The 17,364-nt window shown below is 65.8% G+C and carries 19 protein-coding genes; 10 read left to right on the top strand and 9 right to left on the bottom strand.

Annotation, left to right across the window (positions count from 1 at the left end):
- The first annotated feature begins 75 nt into the window (after positions 1 to 75).
- Genes ACTRWG_RS13725 through ACTRWG_RS13715 form a run of 3 tightly spaced genes read left to right on the top strand, consistent with a single transcriptional unit; the run spans position 76 to position 2,932 of the window.
- Positions 76 to 1,491, top strand: a complete 1,416-nt coding sequence (locus ACTRWG_RS13725) for a YcjX family GTP-binding protein (protein WP_260028079.1) — start codon at positions 76 to 78, stop codon at positions 1,489 to 1,491.
- A complete protein-coding gene (locus ACTRWG_RS13720; protein ID WP_027236701.1) occupies positions 1,488 to 1,943 on the top strand; it encodes a GNAT family N-acetyltransferase in 456 nt (151 codons plus the stop codon). Before ACTRWG_RS13725 ends, ACTRWG_RS13720 begins: the two co-directional genes overlap by 4 nt.
- Positions 1,940 to 2,932: a YcjF family protein gene (locus ACTRWG_RS13715; RefSeq protein WP_027236702.1), complete on the top strand. Its 993-nt coding sequence runs from the start codon at positions 1,940 to 1,942 to the stop codon at positions 2,930 to 2,932. Before ACTRWG_RS13720 ends, ACTRWG_RS13715 begins: the two co-directional genes overlap by 4 nt.
- A 106-nt stretch (positions 2,933 to 3,038) precedes the next feature.
- On the opposite strand, the gene ACTRWG_RS13710 is transcribed toward ACTRWG_RS13715, so the two are convergent.
- The gene (locus tag ACTRWG_RS13710; protein ID WP_027236703.1) at positions 3,039 to 3,461 is read right to left on the bottom strand and encodes a group III truncated hemoglobin; all 423 of its coding nucleotides are present in this window, start codon (positions 3,459 to 3,461) and stop codon (positions 3,039 to 3,041) included.
- Positions 3,462 to 3,617: 156 nt separating this feature from the next.
- Between ACTRWG_RS13710 and ACTRWG_RS13705 the strand changes: the two genes are divergently transcribed.
- The 6 genes from ACTRWG_RS13705 to ACTRWG_RS13680 all read left to right on the top strand — a co-directional run bounded on the left by ACTRWG_RS13705 (position 3,618) and on the right by ACTRWG_RS13680 (position 12,030).
- On the top strand, positions 3,618 to 4,925 hold the full coding sequence (locus ACTRWG_RS13705) for an SDR family oxidoreductase (protein ID WP_462829451.1): 1,308 nt from the start codon (positions 3,618 to 3,620) through the stop codon (positions 4,923 to 4,925).
- Position 4,926: 1 nt separating this feature from the next.
- On the top strand, positions 4,927 to 5,415 hold the full coding sequence (locus ACTRWG_RS13700; RefSeq protein WP_027236705.1) for a DUF2269 family protein: 489 nt from the start codon (positions 4,927 to 4,929) through the stop codon (positions 5,413 to 5,415).
- Positions 5,416 to 5,710: 295 nt separating this feature from the next.
- Entirely contained in the window at positions 5,711 to 8,713 is a 3,003-nt protein-coding gene (gene ileS, locus ACTRWG_RS13695) for an isoleucine--tRNA ligase (RefSeq protein ID WP_027236706.1), read from the top strand.
- 236 nt (positions 8,714 to 8,949) lie between these two features.
- Complete coding sequence (locus ACTRWG_RS13690) at positions 8,950 to 9,765, top strand: hypothetical protein (protein ID WP_027236707.1); 816 nt, start codon at positions 8,950 to 8,952, stop codon at positions 9,763 to 9,765.
- 149 nt (positions 9,766 to 9,914) lie between these two features.
- Positions 9,915 to 10,994 carry a LysM peptidoglycan-binding domain-containing protein gene (locus ACTRWG_RS13685; RefSeq protein WP_027236708.1) on the top strand — a complete coding sequence of 360 codons (1,080 nt, stop codon included), beginning with the start codon at positions 9,915 to 9,917 and terminating at the stop codon, positions 10,992 to 10,994.
- Positions 10,995 to 11,007: 13 nt separating this feature from the next.
- The gene (locus ACTRWG_RS13680) at positions 11,008 to 12,030 is read left to right on the top strand and encodes a transporter substrate-binding domain-containing protein (protein ID WP_027236709.1); all 1,023 of its coding nucleotides are present in this window, start codon (positions 11,008 to 11,010) and stop codon (positions 12,028 to 12,030) included.
- Positions 12,031 to 12,042: 12 nt separating this feature from the next.
- Here the strand turns inward: ACTRWG_RS13680 and ACTRWG_RS13675 are convergent, their stop codons facing one another.
- Positions 12,043 to 12,399: a hypothetical protein gene (locus tag ACTRWG_RS13675; RefSeq protein WP_154667790.1), complete on the bottom strand. Its 357-nt coding sequence runs from the start codon at positions 12,397 to 12,399 to the stop codon at positions 12,043 to 12,045.
- 115 nt (positions 12,400 to 12,514) lie between these two features.
- Positions 12,515 to 12,910: a hypothetical protein gene (locus ACTRWG_RS13670; RefSeq protein WP_027236711.1), complete on the bottom strand. Its 396-nt coding sequence runs from the start codon at positions 12,908 to 12,910 to the stop codon at positions 12,515 to 12,517.
- A 182-nt stretch (positions 12,911 to 13,092) separates the two neighbouring features.
- Here ACTRWG_RS13670 and ACTRWG_RS13665 point away from each other — a divergent pair, with 182 nt between their 5' ends.
- A complete protein-coding gene (locus ACTRWG_RS13665; protein WP_462829450.1) occupies positions 13,093 to 13,545 on the top strand; it encodes a methylated-DNA--[protein]-cysteine S-methyltransferase in 453 nt (150 codons plus the stop codon).
- Between the two features lie 133 nt (positions 13,546 to 13,678).
- On the opposite strand, the gene ACTRWG_RS13660 is transcribed toward ACTRWG_RS13665, so the two are convergent.
- From ACTRWG_RS13660 to ACTRWG_RS13635, 6 genes are all read right to left on the bottom strand, one after another.
- Positions 13,679 to 14,047, bottom strand: a complete 369-nt coding sequence (locus ACTRWG_RS13660) for a hypothetical protein (RefSeq protein ID WP_027236713.1) — start codon at positions 14,045 to 14,047, stop codon at positions 13,679 to 13,681.
- 193 nt (positions 14,048 to 14,240) lie between these two features.
- Complete coding sequence (locus tag ACTRWG_RS13655; protein ID WP_027236714.1) at positions 14,241 to 14,951, bottom strand: CDP-alcohol phosphatidyltransferase family protein; 711 nt, start codon at positions 14,949 to 14,951, stop codon at positions 14,241 to 14,243.
- 39 nt (positions 14,952 to 14,990) lie between these two features.
- Positions 14,991 to 15,203 carry a hypothetical protein gene (locus ACTRWG_RS13650; RefSeq protein ID WP_027236715.1) on the bottom strand — a complete coding sequence of 71 codons (213 nt, stop codon included), beginning with the start codon at positions 15,201 to 15,203 and terminating at the stop codon, positions 14,991 to 14,993.
- Between the two features lie 150 nt (positions 15,204 to 15,353).
- Positions 15,354 to 15,569 carry a GDCCVxC domain-containing (seleno)protein gene (locus tag ACTRWG_RS13645; RefSeq protein WP_084299646.1) on the bottom strand — a complete coding sequence of 72 codons (216 nt, stop codon included), beginning with the start codon at positions 15,567 to 15,569 and terminating at the stop codon, positions 15,354 to 15,356.
- Positions 15,570 to 15,631: 62 nt separating this feature from the next.
- On the bottom strand, positions 15,632 to 16,552 hold the full coding sequence (locus tag ACTRWG_RS13640; RefSeq protein ID WP_027236716.1) for a tyrosine recombinase XerC: 921 nt from the start codon (positions 16,550 to 16,552) through the stop codon (positions 15,632 to 15,634).
- Positions 16,549 to 17,256 carry a DUF484 family protein gene (locus ACTRWG_RS13635; protein WP_027236717.1) on the bottom strand — a complete coding sequence of 236 codons (708 nt, stop codon included), beginning with the start codon at positions 17,254 to 17,256 and terminating at the stop codon, positions 16,549 to 16,551. Before ACTRWG_RS13635 ends, ACTRWG_RS13640 begins: the two co-directional genes overlap by 4 nt.
- Positions 17,257 to 17,364: the final 108 nt, after the last annotated feature.

The raw sequence follows: 17,364 nt of genomic DNA, 5'->3' as shown, positions 1-17,364 counted from the left end.
TCCCGTCTGCACTCTGGTAAGCCGCCGGCCGGTTGCCTATCTTTGTGCGGGCAAGAACAGAGCAGGATCAGGGCCTTGGTGATAACTTCCCTTGCAGACGGGGTGATAAGCGGGGTGGAGAGCGTTACCAGCGGCCTCTCTTCTGCGCTGTTCGACCGGCCCTTGCGGCTGGGCGTCACCGGGCTGGCGCGCTCCGGCAAGACGGTGTTCATAACCTCGCTGGTTGCCAATCTGATGGACCGGGGCCGGATGCTGCAGCTGAACGCCGCGCGCGAAGGGCGGATCGAGGCGGCCTTTTTGCAGCCCCAGCCCGACGATACCGTGCCGCGGTTCGACTATGAGAGCCACCTCGCGGCGCTGACCGGGCCGTCACCCCACTGGCCGGACAGCACCAGGGCGGTCTCAGAGCTGCGTCTCAGCCTGAAGGTGCGGCCCGCCGGCCTTCTGTCCGGGCTGCAGGGGCTGCGCACGCTGCATCTCGATATCGTGGATTACCCGGGCGAGTGGCTGCTGGACCTGGCGCTCTTGGACAAGAGCTATGCGGAATGGTCCTCGGATGTGCTGTCGCGTATCGCCAGCCGGCCGCAGGCGCAGGGGTTTCTGACGGAAAAATCCAAGGCTGCCCCGGCAGGCACGCATGACGAGCCGCAGGCCCAGGCCCTTGCCGCCGCTTTCACCGGCTACCTGGGCGCCGCCCGCGCCGCCGGGTTCTACGACTGCACCCCTGGCCGCTTCCTGCTGCCCGGAGACCTGGAGGGGTCGCCAGTGCTGACCTTTGCGCCGCTGCCGCCGGAGGCGGGCGCCCCGCGCGGCAGCCTGTGGCGCGAGATGGAGCGGCGCTATGAGGCCTATAAATCCAAGGTCGTCAAACCCTTCTTCCGCGACCACTTTGCCCGCATCGACCGCCAGGTGGTGCTGGTGGATGCGCTGTCGGCGATCCACTCCGGCCCGCAGGCAGTGGAGGATCTGCGCCACGCGATGACAGATATTCTCAGCGCCTTCAAACCGGGCCGCAATCATTTCCTGACCCGGCTCTTGGGCGGCAAACGGGTGGAAAAGATCCTGTTCGCCGCCACTAAGGCCGACCATCTGCACCACGCTCAGCACGGCCGGATGACCGCCATCATCGAGGCACTGACCCGCGAGGCGCAGGACCGCGCCCGCTTTGCCGGGGCGGAGACCGCGGCGCTGGCCATGGCTTCCCTGCGCACCACCACCGAGGAGATGCGCGCCCACAACGGCACTGAGCTTCCTTGCGTCCGCGGCACCCTGCTGGAGACCGGCAAGCAGGCGGCGTTTTATCCCGGCGCGCTGCCTGAGGATCCCTCGCAGCTGCTCACGCCCGCCCGCCAAGGGGCCGAGCGCTGGCTGGAGGGCGACTATCAGGCGATGGCCTTTGCGCCCGCGCCGCTGACCCTGAAACACGGCAGCGGTCCGCCGCATATCCGCCTCGACCGCGCCGCCGAATTCCTGATCGGAGATGCCCTGTGACCCTCTCCTTGCGCCCTGCCGTTCCCTTGGATGCCGGTGCCGTGGGGGACATCCTCTACCGTTTCCAGCAGGACACGGAGTGGATGCCCAAGCTCTACACTTCGGCGGAGGTGATTTCCTTCTGCGGCCTGATGATCGACCGCGGCTGGGTCACCGTGGCGGAGCGGGACGGCAGCATAGCGGGGTTCCTGGCCCAGGACGGCCTGGAGGTCTGCTCGCTCTACCTCGCGCCGGGGGCGTGCGGGCAGGGGGCGGGCAAGGCGTTGCTGGACGCGGCCAAATCGTCCGCACCGCGGCTCACCTTGCGGACCTTCGCCGCCAACATCCGCGCGCAGAAGTTCTACCAGCGCGAGGGCTTTGCCGAAACCGGCCGCGGCGATGGCACGGGTAACGAAGAAGGTCTGCCCGATATCGCCTATGAATGGCGTGCCAAGCAGGAGGCGGCGGCATGAGCAAGAAGCCCGTCCTGTTCGAGCTCGATGAAGACGCCGGGGCGCCTCCGGTTGCGGAAGCCCCGCCGGTACCCGAACCCGCGGTGCCGGAGCCGCTGCCGCCGTCAGCGATGGAGCAGGCGGCCCGGATTGCCGCCCGCAAGCCGTCGCGCCTGGCACGCTGGTTCTGGGCGCTGCTGGTTGCGGTGGTTGGCGCAATGGCCTCGGTCGCGGCCTGGGATTTCGCGACCGGCCTGATCGCCCGGGTGCCGGTGCTGGGCTGGGCGGTCAGCGCCGGGCTGGCCCTTTTGCTGCTGCTGGCCCTGGCGATGGGCTTGCGCGAGCTGGCGGCGCTGTCGCGGCTGCGGCGGGTTGATACCCTGCGGCACCAGGCGGCAGAGGTTGCAGACCTGGCGGCGGCCCGTGCCTTCACCAACCGGCTGGAAGGTTTTTACAAGGGGCGCGAGGATCTTACCTGGCACCAGGCCCGGCTGGCAGAGCGCCAGGCTGAGGTTCTGGACGGCGATGCCCTTTTGCTGCTGGCGGAGGAGGAACTGCTGGTGCCGCTCGACGCCCTGGCCCTGCGGGAGGTGGAGGCCGCCGCCCGGCAGGTGGCCACGGTGACGGCAATCGTGCCGATGGCGCTGGCGGATATCCTGACGGCGCTGGTCTCCTCCCTGCGGATGATCCGCCGGGTGGCCGGGATCTATGGCGGCCGCCCCGGTTTGTTCAGCTCCTGGCGGCTGACCCGTGCGGTGCTGGCGCATCTGGCCGCCACCGGCGCGGTTGCCGCAGGCGATGACCTCTTGGAGCCGGTGCTGGGCGGCTCGGTCCTGTCCAAGCTCTCCCGCCGGTTTGGCGAGGGCCTGGTCAACGGCGCGCTGTCCGCCCGCGTCGGCATCGCCGCGATGGAGGTCTGCCGCCCGATGCCGTTCTCGCAAAAGCGCAAGCCCAGCACCCGCAAGGTGGTGCAGCGGGCGCTGACGGGGCTTTTTTCCAAGGAGAAATAGCGCGCGGCCCAGGCTCATGCGAAGCATGAGCCGCGCCCAAGGCTGCTAAGGTGTTCTGGCGCAGCCAGACTGCCGGCGGGCGCGGGAGCGCTTCCGCCGGCCTGTTTCAGAACAGGTTCGGCGGCTGGTCCTTGGGCTGGCGCATCGCCACGACGCCGGTGCGGAATCCTTCGCCGATGCGGTCGGCCAGCGCGCCCCATTGCAGCGCGGTCTGCGCTGGCAGTTCGGCCCGCAGCACCTCGTGGAACAGGCCCAGCCACATCGGGAAATGCTCCGCCTTCACGTCAGGCCGCGAGACATGCACCCGCATCGGATTACCGCTGTAGCTGCGCTCCCGCAGGATCGCATTGCGCCAGAACCCCGCAATCTTCTCCTCATGCTCCGGCCAGTCGGAGACATGCGCGGCAAAGACCGGCCCCAATACCGGGTGCGCTCTGACGCGCGCATAGAAGACCGCGACCACGCGGGAGATCTCCTCTGCGGTGATCTCAAACCGCGCCAGCGGGTTTGCGGTGTCTGTATCGCTCATAGGATGCTCCAGTCTGTTGTCGCCCGCTAGATAGTGCGGCGGCGGGGCCGGCGGAAGGGGGCAGGCGCATCTGCCGCGGCGCGGAGGCGCGGCACCACTGGCGCCCAGGGCCTCTGCCGCTATGCTGGACGCGTATTTGGCCGAAGGTATTGATTTATGGCGGAGAGCACCAAGCGGGTTCTGGTTCTGGGCGCTTACGGATTTATCGGCGCTGAGGTGGTCCGGGCCTTGCGGGCCGATGGGGTCTCCGTGACGGGCCTTGGCCGCAGCGCTGAGCAGGCGGCACGGGTGCTGCCGGGGGTGCCCTTCGCTGCGGGTGATCTGCGTCAGCTATTGCAGCGCGAAGACTGGGGGCCGCTGCTGCAGGGAGTGGACGCAGTGGTGAATTGTGCGGGCGTGCTGCAGGACATGGCGCCGGGAGAGCTGGAGGCCGTGCATCACACCGCCATTTCGGCCCTGGCGGCAGCCTGCGCTGAGCGCGGTATCAAGGTGGTGCAGGTCTCCGCTGCCGGGGCGGGGACAAAAGCCGCGACAGAGTTCATGCGCAGCAAGGGGCGGGGTGATGAAGCTTTGCGCGCCTCAGGTGCTGCAGCTTGGATCCTGAAACCCGGGCTGGTGATCGGGCAGGGGGCTTATGGCGGCACAAGGCTCTTGCGGATGCTGGCGGCGGTGCCTTTGGTGCAGCCGGTGGCGCTGGCCGGTGCTTCGGTGCAATGCGTGGGGATGCCGGACCTGGCCGCGGCGGTGGCGGCCGCGCTGACCGGAGTGCTGCCGCCCGGCACCTACGATCTGGTGGAAGATCAGCCGCACACGCTCGAGGCGGTACTGGCAGAGACCCGCAACTGGCTGGGTTTTGCGCCCGCCCGGATGGTGCTGCGGTTCCCGGACTGGCTGCTGCCGCCGGTCGCGGCCTGCGCCGATGCGCTGGGGCGACTTGGCTGGCGCTCGCCCTTGCGCAGCACAGCAATTGCGGAAATCCGCAGCGGCGTGCGCGGGGACCCGGAACCGTACCGCGCAGCCATCGGGCAGGGGCTCGCGCCCCTGGAAGCGATCTGCCAATCGCTGCCAGCAAGCCGTGCGCAGCGTCTGGATGCTCGAATGGCGTTGCTGATGCCGGTCGCGGTTGCAGTGCTGAGCCTGTTCTGGCTGGCCTCGGGGCTGGTCGGCTTGTGGCAGCTGGACTCCGCGGCCCAAGTGCTGCGGGCCAAGGGATGGAGCACTAACCTGGCCGGCTCGAGCGTGATTTTCTGGTTGCTCGCGGATATTGCCTTGGGGCTGGCTATCCTGTGGCGGCCCTGGGCGGAGCGGGCCTGCCTGGGGATGGCTGCGGTGTCGCTTGTCTATCTGCTGGCGGCCACGGTGGTGACGCCGGAGATGTGGGCGGACCCGTTGGGACCGCTGGTCAAGGTGCTGCCTGGCCTGCTGCTGGCGCTGATCACGCATCAATTGCTGCAGGAGCGTTAAAATGGACCCTGAGCTGACCCTGCGCTGGATGCATGTGATCGGCGCCTGTGTCTTGCTGGGAACCGGGGCAGGCATTGCCTTTTTCATGCTAATGGCGCATCGCACCCGCAACGCGCATCTGGTTGCCCATACTGCGGGTGTTGTGGTGCTGGCAGACCTCCTGTTTACCGCTACGGCGGTGATCGTGCAGCCCGTCACCGGCGGTCTGCTGGCCTGGCGGCTGGGCTGGCCGCTGAGCGAGGGCTGGCTGGCGCTGTCGCTGGGGCTATATGTGCTGACCGGGGCCTTCTGGCTGCCGGTGGTCTGGATCCAGCTGCGGCTGCGCGATTTGGCACGGGCCGCGGCCGAGGCAGGCGAGGCGCTGCCTGCGCGCTATCATCAGCTGTTTGCGATCTGGTTTGCCTGCGGCTTCCCTGCCTTTGTCTCGGTGCTGGCGATCATCTGGCTGATGCTGGCGCGGCCGGACCTGGGTGTGTGGCTGGTGCGCTGATTGATATCTTCCGACCGGCCGCAAGGCCGGGCAGCGCCCGACCCTCCCCACGGGAGGGCGCTTGGCGCCCACCCAGGGCAGGGCGCTGCCCTAGGCGTGATGCGGCACATCTGCCGCTTTACGCCTCCGCTGCTGCGGCCTATAAGGCCTCCCATGTCCCTATTCGCGGCCATCATTATTCGAATTATGTCCCCGGCGCTCTGAAACCAATGAGCCGCCGGGCAAAGGCGCTTGAGCCATCGCGCCGAACCGAATATCCCAATTTCCGACCTTGATCATCCAAAGGACGCCCCCGATGTGCGCCGACACGCCCCAGACGCCTGACTACAAAGACACCCTGAACCTGCCGAAAACCGATTTCCCGATGCGTGCAGGCCTGCCCAAACGCGAGCCCGGCTGGCTGGAGCGCTGGGCGCAGATGGGCGTTTACGACAAACTCCGCGAGAAGGCTGCCGCGGCCAAGGGCACGGACGCGGAACGCAAGCCCTTCACCCTGCACGACGGCCCCCCTTATGCCAACGGCCACCTGCACATCGGCCACGCGCTGAACAAGACCATCAAGGACATGATCGTGCGCTCCCATCAGATGATGGGCTTTGATGCGCGCTATGTGCCGGGCTGGGACTGCCACGGCCTGCCGATCGAATGGAAGATCGAGGAGCAGTACCGCAAGAAGGGCAAGAACAAGGATGCCGTCCCGGTGGTGGAGTTCCGCCAGGAATGCCGCGCCTTTGCCGACAGCTGGGTCGATATCCAGCGCGAGGAATTCAAACGGCTGGGCATCACCGGCAACTGGGATGATCCGTATCTGACCATGAACTACCACGCCGAAGCGGTGATCGCGGATGAGTTCATGAAGTTCCTGATGAACGGCACCCTCTATCAGGGCTCCAAGCCGGTGATGTGGTCACCGGTCGAAAAGACCGCGCTGGCCGAGGCCGAGGTCGAATATCATGACAAGGAAAGCTTCACCATCTGGGTGAAGTTCAAGGTGGCCGAGGCGGGCGGCTTTGTGGCCGCTGACGGCGAGGATGCGGATTTCGCAGGTGCCGACTCGGCGATCGTGGCGCAGGATCTGGAAGGCGCCCATGTGGTGATCTGGACAACCACCCCCTGGACCATCCCCTCGAACAAGGCGGTGGTGTACGGGGCTGAGATCGCCTATGGCCTTTATGAGGTGACCGGCACGCCCGAGGAATGCTGGGCCGCTGTGGGTGACAGGTTCATCCTGGCCGACAACCTGGCTGCCGATGTGTTCAAGCGCGCCCGCCTGGGTGAAGACCAGTACAAGCGCCTGCGCGGGGTCTCAGCTGAGGAACTGTCCAGCCTTTCGCTGAAGCACCCCCTTGCAGGTGCCGAGGGCGCAAACGGCGAATGGGATGCTATCCGCGACTTCCGCGCGGCGGATTTCGTGACCGACACCGAAGGCACCGGCTTTGTCCATTGCGCACCCAGCCACGGCATGGAGGAATTCGAGCTCTACCGTGATCTGGGCATGCTGGAGCAGGTCATCACCTACAACGTCATGGACGACGGTTCTTTCCGTGCCGATCTGCCGTTCTTTGGCGGCACCTACATCCTCAGCCGCAAGGGCGGCGAGGGTGATGCCAACAAGACCATCATCGACAAGCTGGTTGAGGTTGGCGGCCTGCTGGCACGCGGCAAGATCAAGCACAGCTACCCGCATTCCTGGCGCTCCAAGGCGCCGATCATCTACCGCAACACGCCGCAGTGGTTTGCCTCCGTCGACCGCAAGCTGGACGACGGCATGAATGAGATGGGCGACAGCATCCGCGAACGCGCCCTGCGCTCCATCGACGAGCTGGTGAAATGGTGGCCGCAGACCGGGCGCAACCGCCTGCATTCGATGATCGAAAGCCGCCCCGACTGGGTGCTGAGCCGCCAGCGCGCCTGGGGCGTGCCGCTCACCTGCTTCACCAAAAAGGGCGCGCTGCCGACCGATGCGGACTTCCTGCTGCGCAATGAGGACGTCAACAGGCGCATCGTTGCGGAGTTTGAGGAGCACGGCGCCGACGTCTGGTACGAGGACGGCTTCAAAGCGCGGGTTTTGGGGAACAGCGTGGATCCCGACGATTACGACCAGGTGTTCGACGTGCTGGACGTGTGGTTCGACTCCGGCTCGACCCATGCCTTTGTGCTGCGCGACCGCGAAGACGGCACCGAGGACGGCATCGCTGACGTCTACATGGAAGGCACCGACCAGCACCGCGGCTGGTTCCATTCTTCGCTGCTGCAGGCCTGCGGCACCAAGGGCCGCGCGCCGTACCGCAATGTGGTGACCCACGGCTTCACGCTGGACGAGAAGGGCATGAAAATGTCCAAGTCGCTTGGCAACACCATCGTGCCGGAAGAGGTCGTCAAGCAGTACGGCGCCGACATCCTGCGCCTGTGGGTGGCCCAGACCGACTACACCGCCGACCAGCGCATCGGGCCGGAGATCCTGAAGGGCGCCGCCGACAGCTACCGCCGCCTGCGCAACACCATGCGCTTCTTGTTGGGCTCACTTGGCGACTTCCGCGAAGATCAGCGGGTGGCGCCGGAGGATATGCCGGAGCTGGAGCAGTGGGTTCTGCACCGGCTGGCTGAGCTCGACCACAAGGTGCGCACCGGCTACCAGTCCTTCGACTTCCAGGGCGTGTTCTCGGCAGTCTTCAACTTTGCCACTGTGGACCTGTCAGCCTTCTACTTCGACATCCGCAAGGATGCGCTCTATTGCGACGGCGACACCCTGAATGCCCGCGCCGCGCGCACCGTGCTGGACATCCTGTTCCACCGCCTGACCACCTGGCTGGCGCCGATCCTGGTCTTCACCATGGAAGAGGTCTGGCTGGAGAAATACCCGGGCGGGGACAGCTCGGTGCATCTGCAGGACATCCCGGAAACCCCGGGCGATTGGCTGAACGAGCCGCTGGCCGCCAAGTGGTCCAAGATCCGCCAGGCCCGCCGGGTGGTGACCGCAGCGCTGGAGGTGCAGCGCACCGACAAGGTGATTGGTGCTTCGCTGGAGGCCGCTCCGGTGGTGCATGTGCGCGACACGGAGGCGCTGGCGGCGCTGAAATCGGTGAATTTCGCCGATATCTGCATCACTTCGGACATCATGCTGACCAATGATCCGGCTCCGGCCGAAGCGTTCCGGATGCCGGAAGTCGATGGTGTTTCGGTGGTGTTTGAGAAGGCCGACGGCGGCAAATGCCAGCGCTGCTGGAAGATCCTGCCGGATGTGGGCCGCCACAGCCATGCTGGCGTCTGCGGACGCTGCGACAGCGCGCTGAGCTGACCCGCCGCTCACCTCAGGGTAGAATTCAACGCCCGGCCCGATGGCCGGGCGTTGTCATTTTTACGCTGCTGTTGCGGTATTTCCCGCACTTTTCCCGTGTGCCGCCTTGTGTCGCGGCATTTTGGATTCCTCTAGATGTTGACCGGTTTTCCACAACTGGTTAAGAATTCGTTAATTCCACGAAGATTTTCAGCCGTTATTTCAAAACATGGCATGGGGCAGGGGGGCAGTTTTCAATGCTGAAGCTGAAGGCGGACGCGCAACCGGCGGACGAGCTTGGCGCGCCGCGCAAGATGGCGGTCCGGATTGACGGGATCTCTGCGCCGAAAAACATGAAAATCGGGCTGGTGTCTGGCGGTGCGGACCAAATGGCAAGCGCGGCTCCGGCCCCGGTCAAGATGCCCGAACCCGCAGTCGCAAACGCAGCACAGGCGGCGCAGATTTCTCCGCCCGCCGCACAGCAGGCGCCTGCGCGAACCCTGAAACTTGTGAAGGCGGCGCAAGCTGTCAGAGCGGCCCTAGCCGCCCGTCGTGCGCAGGCAGCCCGGCAGCCTGTTGCGGCTGCTGAAACCGGAAGCCCGCTGCCGAAACTGGGCCTCGCTGCGGCCGGGCTGGCGGTGGCCTCTGCCATGCTGCTCTATTTCCAGTTCGGTGGTGCCGCCGCGCCTGCAAAAACAGAGCAGGCCAGCCTGGCGCAGGACGCCGGTCTTCCCGCTGGGGCGGCTTCGGCTGCGGGCCTGGCAGAGGGCGCAAGCAGCAGCGAGGACGCTTTGGTTGCCCGCATCACTGCAGGCACGCTGGCCGCCCTGCGCAGCAAACAGGCTGAGGCCGCCACGGCAGTTCCGGCCGCTGCCGCGACAGCGCCCGCGGAAGGCACTGCGCTGTTCAAAATGGTGATGACAGCCGCCGCCCAGGGCCAGTCCGAGGCCTACATCGACCAGATGGTGAACGGCGCCTATGCACGCCAGGAAATCACCGTGCCCGCCAGTTTGATCCGCGCCGACGGGCGGGTCGACACGGCCACGCTGCTGGCTCTGTTCGTCGGCAATTGATCTTTGCTCCGGCGGCCGCGCCGGAGCTGCCACCGGGCATCCGCACAGGCTTTGGCCCTGCTGGACCGGCGGCTTTTCAAAACAAAAACAACACAGACACGCGCCGCAGCCCGCAAACGGGCGCGGTGGATAAGACTTCCGGGGGGACCATGAAGACGTTTTTCGCTGCCGCAGCCATGGGGCTGTTTGCCCTTGCCGCCAACTCCGCAGCCGCCGAGACCTGCGGCGGGGTTTACACTGTGCAGTCCGGCGACAGCCTGTCGGTGATTGCCGACAAAATGTACAAGGACGCGGGCAAGTGGAGCGCCATCCACAACCGCAACATCGACAAGATCGGCCCCAAGCCGAACGCGATCCGGGTCGGCATGAAACTGTCGCTGGCCTGTCTCGAGGGGCTGCCGCTGGGGCTGCCGGGCGGCAAGGAAATCTCCGCCGCCGTTCCCGCCGCTGCGGTGCCGGTCAAGGTGGCACCCGGCAACGCCGCGGTGCGCAAGAAGATCAACCTGCTGACCGGCGACGATTACGCGCCTTTCACCTCCAAGGCTGCGCACAACGGCGGGCTGATCACCGAGGTGGTGAACGCCGCCATGGCCAAGGCAGCGCCGGCCGAAGGCTATGCCATCCACTGGGTGAACGACTGGTCCTCGCATTTCGACCCGCTGCTGTCCAACGCGCTGCTGGACCTGGGCTTCCCCTGGTACAAGCCCGACTGCGAAACCATGCCGGACAGCTACCGCTGCCAGAACTTTCATTTCTCGGAGCCGATGTTCGAAACCCTGATGCTGCTGTTTGCCGACAGCGGCCGGCCCTTCGCCTTTGAGCAGGACAGCGACATCGAGGGCAAGACCCTGTGCCGCCCCGCGGGGTATCTGACCTTTGACCTGGATGAGCGCGGCCGCAACTGGATTGCGGAGAAGAAAATCACCCTGAAGCAGCCGCACAAGGTGAAGGACTGCTTTGACATGGTGGCCGCGGGGGAGGCCGATGCGGTGGCGATCAACGAATTCACCGGCCGCAGCGTGATGAAAGAGCACGGGCTGGAGGGTCAGTTCACCATCCTGCCGCAGCCGCTGTCGGTGCTGGGCATCTATGTGGTGGTCCACAAGACCCACCCGCGCGCGGAGGAGATGCTGTCGATGATTAACACCGGCCTGCGCAGCATCCAGGAGGACGGCAGCTATCAAGCGATCGTCGAGGACCATATGGCCCGGATCTGGGCCGGTTTCTGAGGAGGATGCCATCATGAAACGGTTGTTCTCCCGCCTTCTTCAGCTGGCCGCGGTGTTCAGTTTTGCGCCGGCCGCGGCCTGGGCAATCTGCGATGTCGATTATGTGGCCCAGCCCGGCGACACGCTGTTCTCCATCGCCGAGACCCATTATGGCGAACGCGAGCGCTGGACGCTGGTATACTACCGCAACCAGAAACTGCTGGCGGGCGCGACAGTGCTGCCGGGCCGCAAGCTGTTCATTCCCTGCATCACCGGGGCGACCGCGCCGGATGCCACACCGCTGCGCAAGGACAAGGCAGAGCTGACACTGCTGACCGGCGGCGGCTATGCGCCCTTTACCGGCCGCGGCCTGCCGGGTCAGGGGATGGTGACCGAGCTGGTCAACGCCGCGCTGGAACTGGCGCCCGCGCCGGTCAGCTATTCGGTCAGCTGGGAGGACGACTGGTCCAAGCACCTGTTTCCGATGCTGGACCAGAAGGAATTCGACATGGGCTTTCCCTGGCTCAAGCCCGACTGCGCGGCTGAGCCGGACAATGAGCGCTGCGCTAACTTCCATTTCTCCGAACCGGTGATGACCCTTCCGGTCATGCTGTTTGCGCGCGCGGGCAGCGGCTTTGAGTACCGCGAGGATGCGGACGTTGAGGGCAAAACCCTGTGCCGCCCGGCCGGCTATTTCACCCATGATCTGAACCGCACCGGGCGCCGCTGGCTGGACGAGGACAAGATCACGCTGGTGCAGCCGAAAACCCCTGCTGACTGTTTCCGTATGGTGGCAGAGGGCAAGGTGGATGCGGTCGCGGTCAACCTGTTCCTGGGCGCCAGCACAATCGTCCGGGAAGGGCTGCGCGACACAGTTGTGCCGCTTGAAAAACCGCTTTCGGAAGAGGGCCTGCATGTGGTGATTTCCAAGCGCCACTGGCGCGGCACCACCCATCTCTACCGGATCAATGCGGGCCTGCAGAAGCTGCGGGGCAGCGGCCGGTTCGAAGAGATCATGTCACGCCACCTGGAGCTGTTCTGGGCGCAGCTGCAATAAGGCGCGGCTGCATCAGGCCGACAGGGTTTTGGCCGCCTCATAGCCGTGGCAGGCCGCCTCGCATTCCGTCTCGCTGTCCGGGGTCTGATGCTCGGCGCGCTGCAGCAGCAGGTGCTCCGCCAGAACCGGGTTTTCCGGAGGCAAGCCGGTTTCGGCCTCAGCGCCGTGCCCGCCGGGGGCGGCCGGATGCCTGCGGCGGTCATTCGGATCGGACGGCTCCAGGGGGGGGGCGTCGGGTTCCTGCTCCCGCGGGCTGGTGTTTGCGGATTCGCTGCGGTCCGGGTCGTCAGAGCGCACAACCGGACGGGCGGTCAGATGGCCGCGGTTCGGTTTGACAGGATCTACCCTTCCTGAAACTGGCAAAAACATAGAGCGGGTCCTTCGCGGTGGCTGTGAACCGGTCTAAAGCGAAGGTTAATGCAAAGCGCTTAACATCAGGTTAATGCGCTTTGGGAGGCGCTGCCGCCGGATCGCTGCTTGAAGCTCAGCCTGGTTGGCCAGTAATGAGCCGGGCCTTGGCATAGCTGGCTTCCGCTTGAAGCGCGCTGACCGGTTTGGGGCCCGCCTGGCAGCCATTCATCAGATCCTGGTAGAACGTGGCCATGTCGGTGCCGTTCACCTGCTTCAGGTTCAGCGCGTCAGTGCGGGCCGCGGAGCGGGCCGGGCCGATGTACTGCGTGGTCAAGGCGTCGGGGCGGGCGCCGCTCAGCGCTTCCTCCCGCTGCACGCTGCGGGCCAAGCCCCGGGAGGTGCCGTCGATCAGGGGTGCATCCACCGGCTGGCCGCCTGCTTGTGCGATTGCGGGCTGCCTCCGGTACGCGGCCTGAAGCTGCTTCATGCCGTTGTACAGACTGGCGGTGCTGGACACTGCAGACAGCATTTGAATACCTTTCACTCCGTTCTTGAGACTCACTTTATGATAATTTGACGTAATCTGGTGAGGAAACCTTAGCATTGGTTAACGCGCTGTTAACCGTACCGGCGCAAGCCAGGCGCGGGCCGCCTTGCCAGCGGGACAATTCCCAGGGATGATGCGGGCTTTGGCAGAGCCGGGGGTGCGGGATGATTTCAGCCAGCCTTGAAACGCCTGTCGGTGCGCTCAGCGTGACAGAGCGGGACGGCGCAATCGTGCGGCTGGCCTGGTCTGCGGCGGCAACAGGGCAGTCAGCCTTGCTTGACCGGGCGCTGGACCAGCTGCGCGCCTATTTCGCCGGCGAGCTGACGGCATTCGATTTGCCGCTGCATGTGGATGGCTCTGATTTCCAGAGGGCGGTATGCGAGACGATGCAAGCGATCCCCTTTGGCGAAACCCGCACCTATGGGGACATTGCCAAAGGGCTCGGCGCCCCGCCGCAGCCGGTGGGCAATGCCTGCGGCGGCAATCCGATCCCTGTGATCATCCCGTGCCACCGGGTGCTGAGCGCAACAGGCCTGGGCGGATTTTCCGGACAAGGCGGGGTGGAAACCAAGGTTGCTCTTCTGAAACACGAAGGCGCCGCCAGCCTGCTGATCTGATCCGGCAGGCGGGCCGCGGTGTTCAGGAATGCTACCTTACGGCTGAACATGGCCCCGGGCCATGCGTCAGCAAGGGGCGGAGGAGCAGCGTCCCTCTGGTGAATATCCGGGCCGCGGGGCGGCACGGGCGGGGTCAGGCAAACAGCGCCTTCACCTGGTCATAGAGGGGTGCGGTGTCCGTGCCGGAGCTTTCGGAAAAATCGCTGATCAGCGCCAGGATGACCGATTCCATATCGGCTTCGGACGGTGCCTCGGGGGCGGGTGCCGCGGCGGTTTCTGAAATGCTGTCCGGGCTCTCCGCCGCGGCTGCCCCGCCGGTGGCTGCGGTGCCGGAGGTGTCTCCTGCCGGCGGCTGGGCAGCCTCTGCAGCCTCGGCCTGCTTGGCGCGCCAGCCCCAGGCCTTGGCGTGGTCGGGCGGCCCGGGCTGCTTGCTGCCGGTCACTGCGTTCAGGGCATTGCTCAGCCCGTTTGGGGGCAGGGCAGGGGCGGATACGGGTTGCATGGCGGTCTCCTGTGATCGCTGCCGCAAGGGCAAGTTCCGCATCAGTGTCCGCATTGGCCCGTTAAATCGGGCTTACCGGCAGGGCCGCTTTCTAGGGCAAACTCCATTCAAACTTTCGGCGATTTGCCAAAGCCCCTTAGCGCATACGAAAAGCGCTGCCGGAGCAGGGCAGCGCGTGCGGTCCGCCGCAGGCTCAGGGATGCGACGGCGCGCGGCGGCGTTCGGGAATGATCTGCTGGGCAATGCCGACAAACAGCAGGTAGACCGAGGTGACCACCAGCCCCCAATGGGCCCAGCTGGCCGGATGGAAATCGACCCAGGCGGCCCAGCCGGCAAAGAACGTCCAGGCCAGCGCCACCGGCAGCGAGACCTTGCGCCAGCGGGCCGTGCGCACCGGATGGATGAATTTCAACGGCAGGAACATGGCAATGGACAACAGCGTCACCAGCACCAGAATGGTCCAATGGCTGGGTTCCAGCGCAAAGATCACCAGCACCGGCATGTTCCACACGCCGGGATAGCCGGAAAAGGAATTGTCCTTGGTCTTCATCCGCGTGTCGGCGTAATACATCGCGCTGCCGAAGGTGATAACGATGATCGCGAACCAGCCGGTCCAGCCCGCCATCAGCCCGGACTGGAACAGCGCAAAGGCCGGGATGAAGACATAGGTCAGGTAGTCGATGATCAGGTCCAGCAGCACCCCGTCGAATTCCGGCGAGTAGCGCTTGACGTGGTAATGCCTGGCCAGCGGGCCGTCGACGCCGTCCACGGCAAAGGCCACCACCAGCCAGACGAACATCAGGCTCCACTTGCCGTCCGCTGCTGCCAGCATGGCCAGCATGGCGAAGACGGCGCCAGTTGCAGTGAGCAGGTGTACGGAAAGGGCGCGGATCTGAGGTGTCATGGGTCCCTGATGGCGAATTTGCCCCGGGCCCGCAACCGTTCAGTGCAGATTTGGGCGGAATTCCGTGCCCGCAGCAAACTGGATTCGGGCCATGCGGCGGCCAAAGGGGGCGGGGTCGGTGATATCAGGGGAGGAGAACGGCGCCCTGGAGGGCATATCGCCCATCCGCTCCCACGGCTGGCCGCCGGGCGGCGGGGCAGGGGCGGCAGGGGCACCATCGGCAAACAGGGCGGCAGAACCGGTCATGGTCATAGCGGAATCCTTTCTGGATCGGTTTCCGCCATAAAGCCGGAGCGGCCTTAACACCGGCTTGCCGGGGGCTGAAATAATATAGTGCATTTTAGCTAATCCGGCCCGGATCAGCGGATCCGGCTCAGGTCAGGATATCCGGTTCAAGCGGGCTCAGCCGCAGCAGCTGGTCCCCCTTTGCACCGGCGGGCAGGGAACCGTGCCGTAGGAGCAGAACACGCAGCAGTCGCCGGGACGGGGCCGCAGCAGGGTGCGGCAGCCCGGGCATTCGTGGAACCACTGGCAGGCGTCCTGCGGCATCGTTTCCGTGGCCTGATGGCCGCAGGACGGACAGGTGAGAGTGCTGGTCAGGACGGGGTCTTCAGGCATTGTGCCGGACATGGGCAGGCCTCCCTGTCCCCAGCAGAGGCCGGAAACCGCGCCGGGTCAAGTCATGCCTTGGGGTGGGCGCGCATGTAGACGTCCATCAGATGGGTGGTGTCCACTGCCGTATAGGCCTGTGTGGTCGACAGTGAGGCATGGCCGAGCAGCTCCTGAATGGCGCGCAGGTCGCCGCCCGCTTCCAGCAGATGGGTGGCAAAGCTGTGGCGCAGCGCATGCGGGGTCGCGGTGGCTGGCAGCCCCAGCTGGGCGCGGGTCTTGGCCATCACCCCCTGGATCTGTCGCGGGTTCAGCGCGCCGCCGCGCACGCCCCGGAACAGCGGCGCTGCCGCCTCCTGCGGGTGCGGGCACAGCTCCAAGTAGCGGCCAACGGCATCGCGGGCGGCGGGCAGAACCGGCACCACCCGTTCTTTCTTGCCCTTGCCCAGGATGCGCAGCACCGGCGGCAGCGGTGCGTCGCTGCCCTTCAGCCCCAGCGCTTCTGAAATCCGCAGGCCGCAGCCGTAAAGCAGCGTGACCACCGCCACATCGCGGGCGGCGACCCAGTCCTTGTCCGATTGCAGCTCCACCGTTTCCAGCACCGCTTTGGCAGCTTCCGGGGCCAGCGGGCGGGGCAGCTTCTTTTGAAATTTGGGTGCGCGGGCGGACAGCACCGCGGCCGGTTCAAACCCCTCGCGCTCCGCCAGCCAGCGGTAGAACGTCTTGACCGCCGACAGCTTGCGCGCCAGCGACCGCGCGCCGGTGCCGGAGCTGCGCTCCGAGGCCATCCAGGCGCGCATGTCTGCGGTGGTGATCCGCGCCAGCGCGCCCAGCCCCTGCGGGCCGCCGGAATGCTGCGTCATGAAGGCAAGAAACGCGGTCACATCGCCGCGGTAAGCCGTCAGCGTGTTGTCCGAGGCATCTTCCAGCCCGCCCAGCCGCTCCAGCCAAAACTGCAGCGCATCGCGGCAGGCGGGGGAAATCAGGGTCATGACAGCCAGTAGCGCATCGAGCGTTCAAAAACGCCGCCGAAAAAGGCCAGGAGATCGCTGCCCTGCATGGGGGAAAACTGATGCGGGTCTTCTGAGCCCATCACCAGCATTCCGGGCAGGCGGCCCTCGCCCAGGTCCAGCATCAGGCAGGCCTCCGAGCGGATCCATTCGGCCTTCTGGCCATAGACCCGGGGGCTGGCGCTTTGAGTCTGGCGCAGGGTCACGCTGCGCTGACTGCCGGGCTGGCCGACATAGCTTTCGGTAAAGCCCGGGCCTGCCAGTTTCAGCGAACCGGACTTGCGTTCTACCTCGTCGCCGCCGGGCTGTGAGGTTTCCAGCACCAGCGCCAGGGCGTCGACCCGCAGGATCTCCGGCATGTCCTGCTCCAGACAAGCGAGGAAGGCGGTAAAGTCCTGCGGCTCCAGCAGACGCAGCACCGCCCGGTGGATCAGGTTGGTGCCGGCCAGGTTGTCGTAAGCCGCGGCAATGACGGAGCGGTGGGTGTCCTCCAGCCGGTCGAGCCTTGCCGCCATCCGCTCCATTGCGATGCCGCGCAGGTCAACGACATTGGAACCCATCGCCCGCTCATTGGCGGCAACTAGGGCATTCATCAGGTGCTGGTCCTCCAGCACCGCATCGGGTTTGGCGAGGATCGCCTCGCGCAGCTGGTCTTCCAGGCTGATTGAAGGGCTTGTACTGCTCATGCGTGAAACTCTTACGGCTCCGGACCTCTGACGGGTTTGGTCCCGTGTATAACACGGGTTTTGCGCAATGCTGCGGAAAAATGCGGGGGCGGAGGAAATTGCCGCGCG

It is taken from the genome of Leisingera sp. G5_S3_59_S7 (genome assembly GCF_054968485.1).
The sequence above is the reverse complement of the archived record's forward strand: the minus strand, read 5'-3'. Positions and strand labels throughout refer to the sequence as shown.

Excerpts from the sequence above, each read along its gene's own strand:
- ACTRWG_RS13645 (WP_084299646.1), bottom strand. The coding sequence starts at position 15,569 with ATGCCTGAAGACCCCGTCCTGACCAGCACTCTCACCTGTCCGTCCTGC.
- ACTRWG_RS13685 (WP_027236708.1), top strand. The coding sequence starts at position 9,915 with ATGAAGACGTTTTTCGCTGCCGCAGCCATGGGGCTGTTTGCCCTTGCC.
- ileS (WP_027236706.1), top strand. The coding sequence starts at position 5,711 with ATGTGCGCCGACACGCCCCAGACGCCTGACTACAAAGACACCCTGAAC.
- ACTRWG_RS13660 (WP_027236713.1), bottom strand. The coding sequence starts at position 14,047 with ATGCAACCCGTATCCGCCCCTGCCCTGCCCCCAAACGGGCTGAGCAAT.
- ACTRWG_RS13665 (WP_462829450.1), top strand. The coding sequence starts at position 13,093 with ATGATTTCAGCCAGCCTTGAAACGCCTGTCGGTGCGCTCAGCGTGACA.
- ACTRWG_RS13680 (WP_027236709.1), top strand. The coding sequence starts at position 11,008 with ATGAAACGGTTGTTCTCCCGCCTTCTTCAGCTGGCCGCGGTGTTCAGT.
- ACTRWG_RS13700 (WP_027236705.1), top strand. The coding sequence starts at position 4,927 with ATGGACCCTGAGCTGACCCTGCGCTGGATGCATGTGATCGGCGCCTGT.
- ACTRWG_RS13710 (WP_027236703.1), bottom strand. The coding sequence starts at position 3,461 with ATGAGCGATACAGACACCGCAAACCCGCTGGCGCGGTTTGAGATCACC.
- ACTRWG_RS13675 (WP_154667790.1), bottom strand. The coding sequence starts at position 12,399 with ATGTTTTTGCCAGTTTCAGGAAGGGTAGATCCTGTCAAACCGAACCGC.
- ACTRWG_RS13670 (WP_027236711.1), bottom strand. The coding sequence starts at position 12,910 with ATGCTGTCTGCAGTGTCCAGCACCGCCAGTCTGTACAACGGCATGAAG.
- ACTRWG_RS13650 (WP_027236715.1), bottom strand. The coding sequence starts at position 15,203 with ATGACCATGACCGGTTCTGCCGCCCTGTTTGCCGATGGTGCCCCTGCC.
- ACTRWG_RS13705 (WP_462829451.1), top strand. The coding sequence starts at position 3,618 with ATGGCGGAGAGCACCAAGCGGGTTCTGGTTCTGGGCGCTTACGGATTT.
- ACTRWG_RS13635 (WP_027236717.1), bottom strand. The coding sequence starts at position 17,256 with ATGAGCAGTACAAGCCCTTCAATCAGCCTGGAAGACCAGCTGCGCGAG.
- ACTRWG_RS13715 (WP_027236702.1), top strand. The coding sequence starts at position 1,940 with ATGAGCAAGAAGCCCGTCCTGTTCGAGCTCGATGAAGACGCCGGGGCG.
- ACTRWG_RS13640 (WP_027236716.1), bottom strand. The coding sequence starts at position 16,552 with ATGACCCTGATTTCCCCCGCCTGCCGCGATGCGCTGCAGTTTTGGCTG.
- ACTRWG_RS13690 (WP_027236707.1), top strand. The coding sequence starts at position 8,950 with ATGCTGAAGCTGAAGGCGGACGCGCAACCGGCGGACGAGCTTGGCGCG.
- ACTRWG_RS13655 (WP_027236714.1), bottom strand. The coding sequence starts at position 14,951 with ATGACACCTCAGATCCGCGCCCTTTCCGTACACCTGCTCACTGCAACT.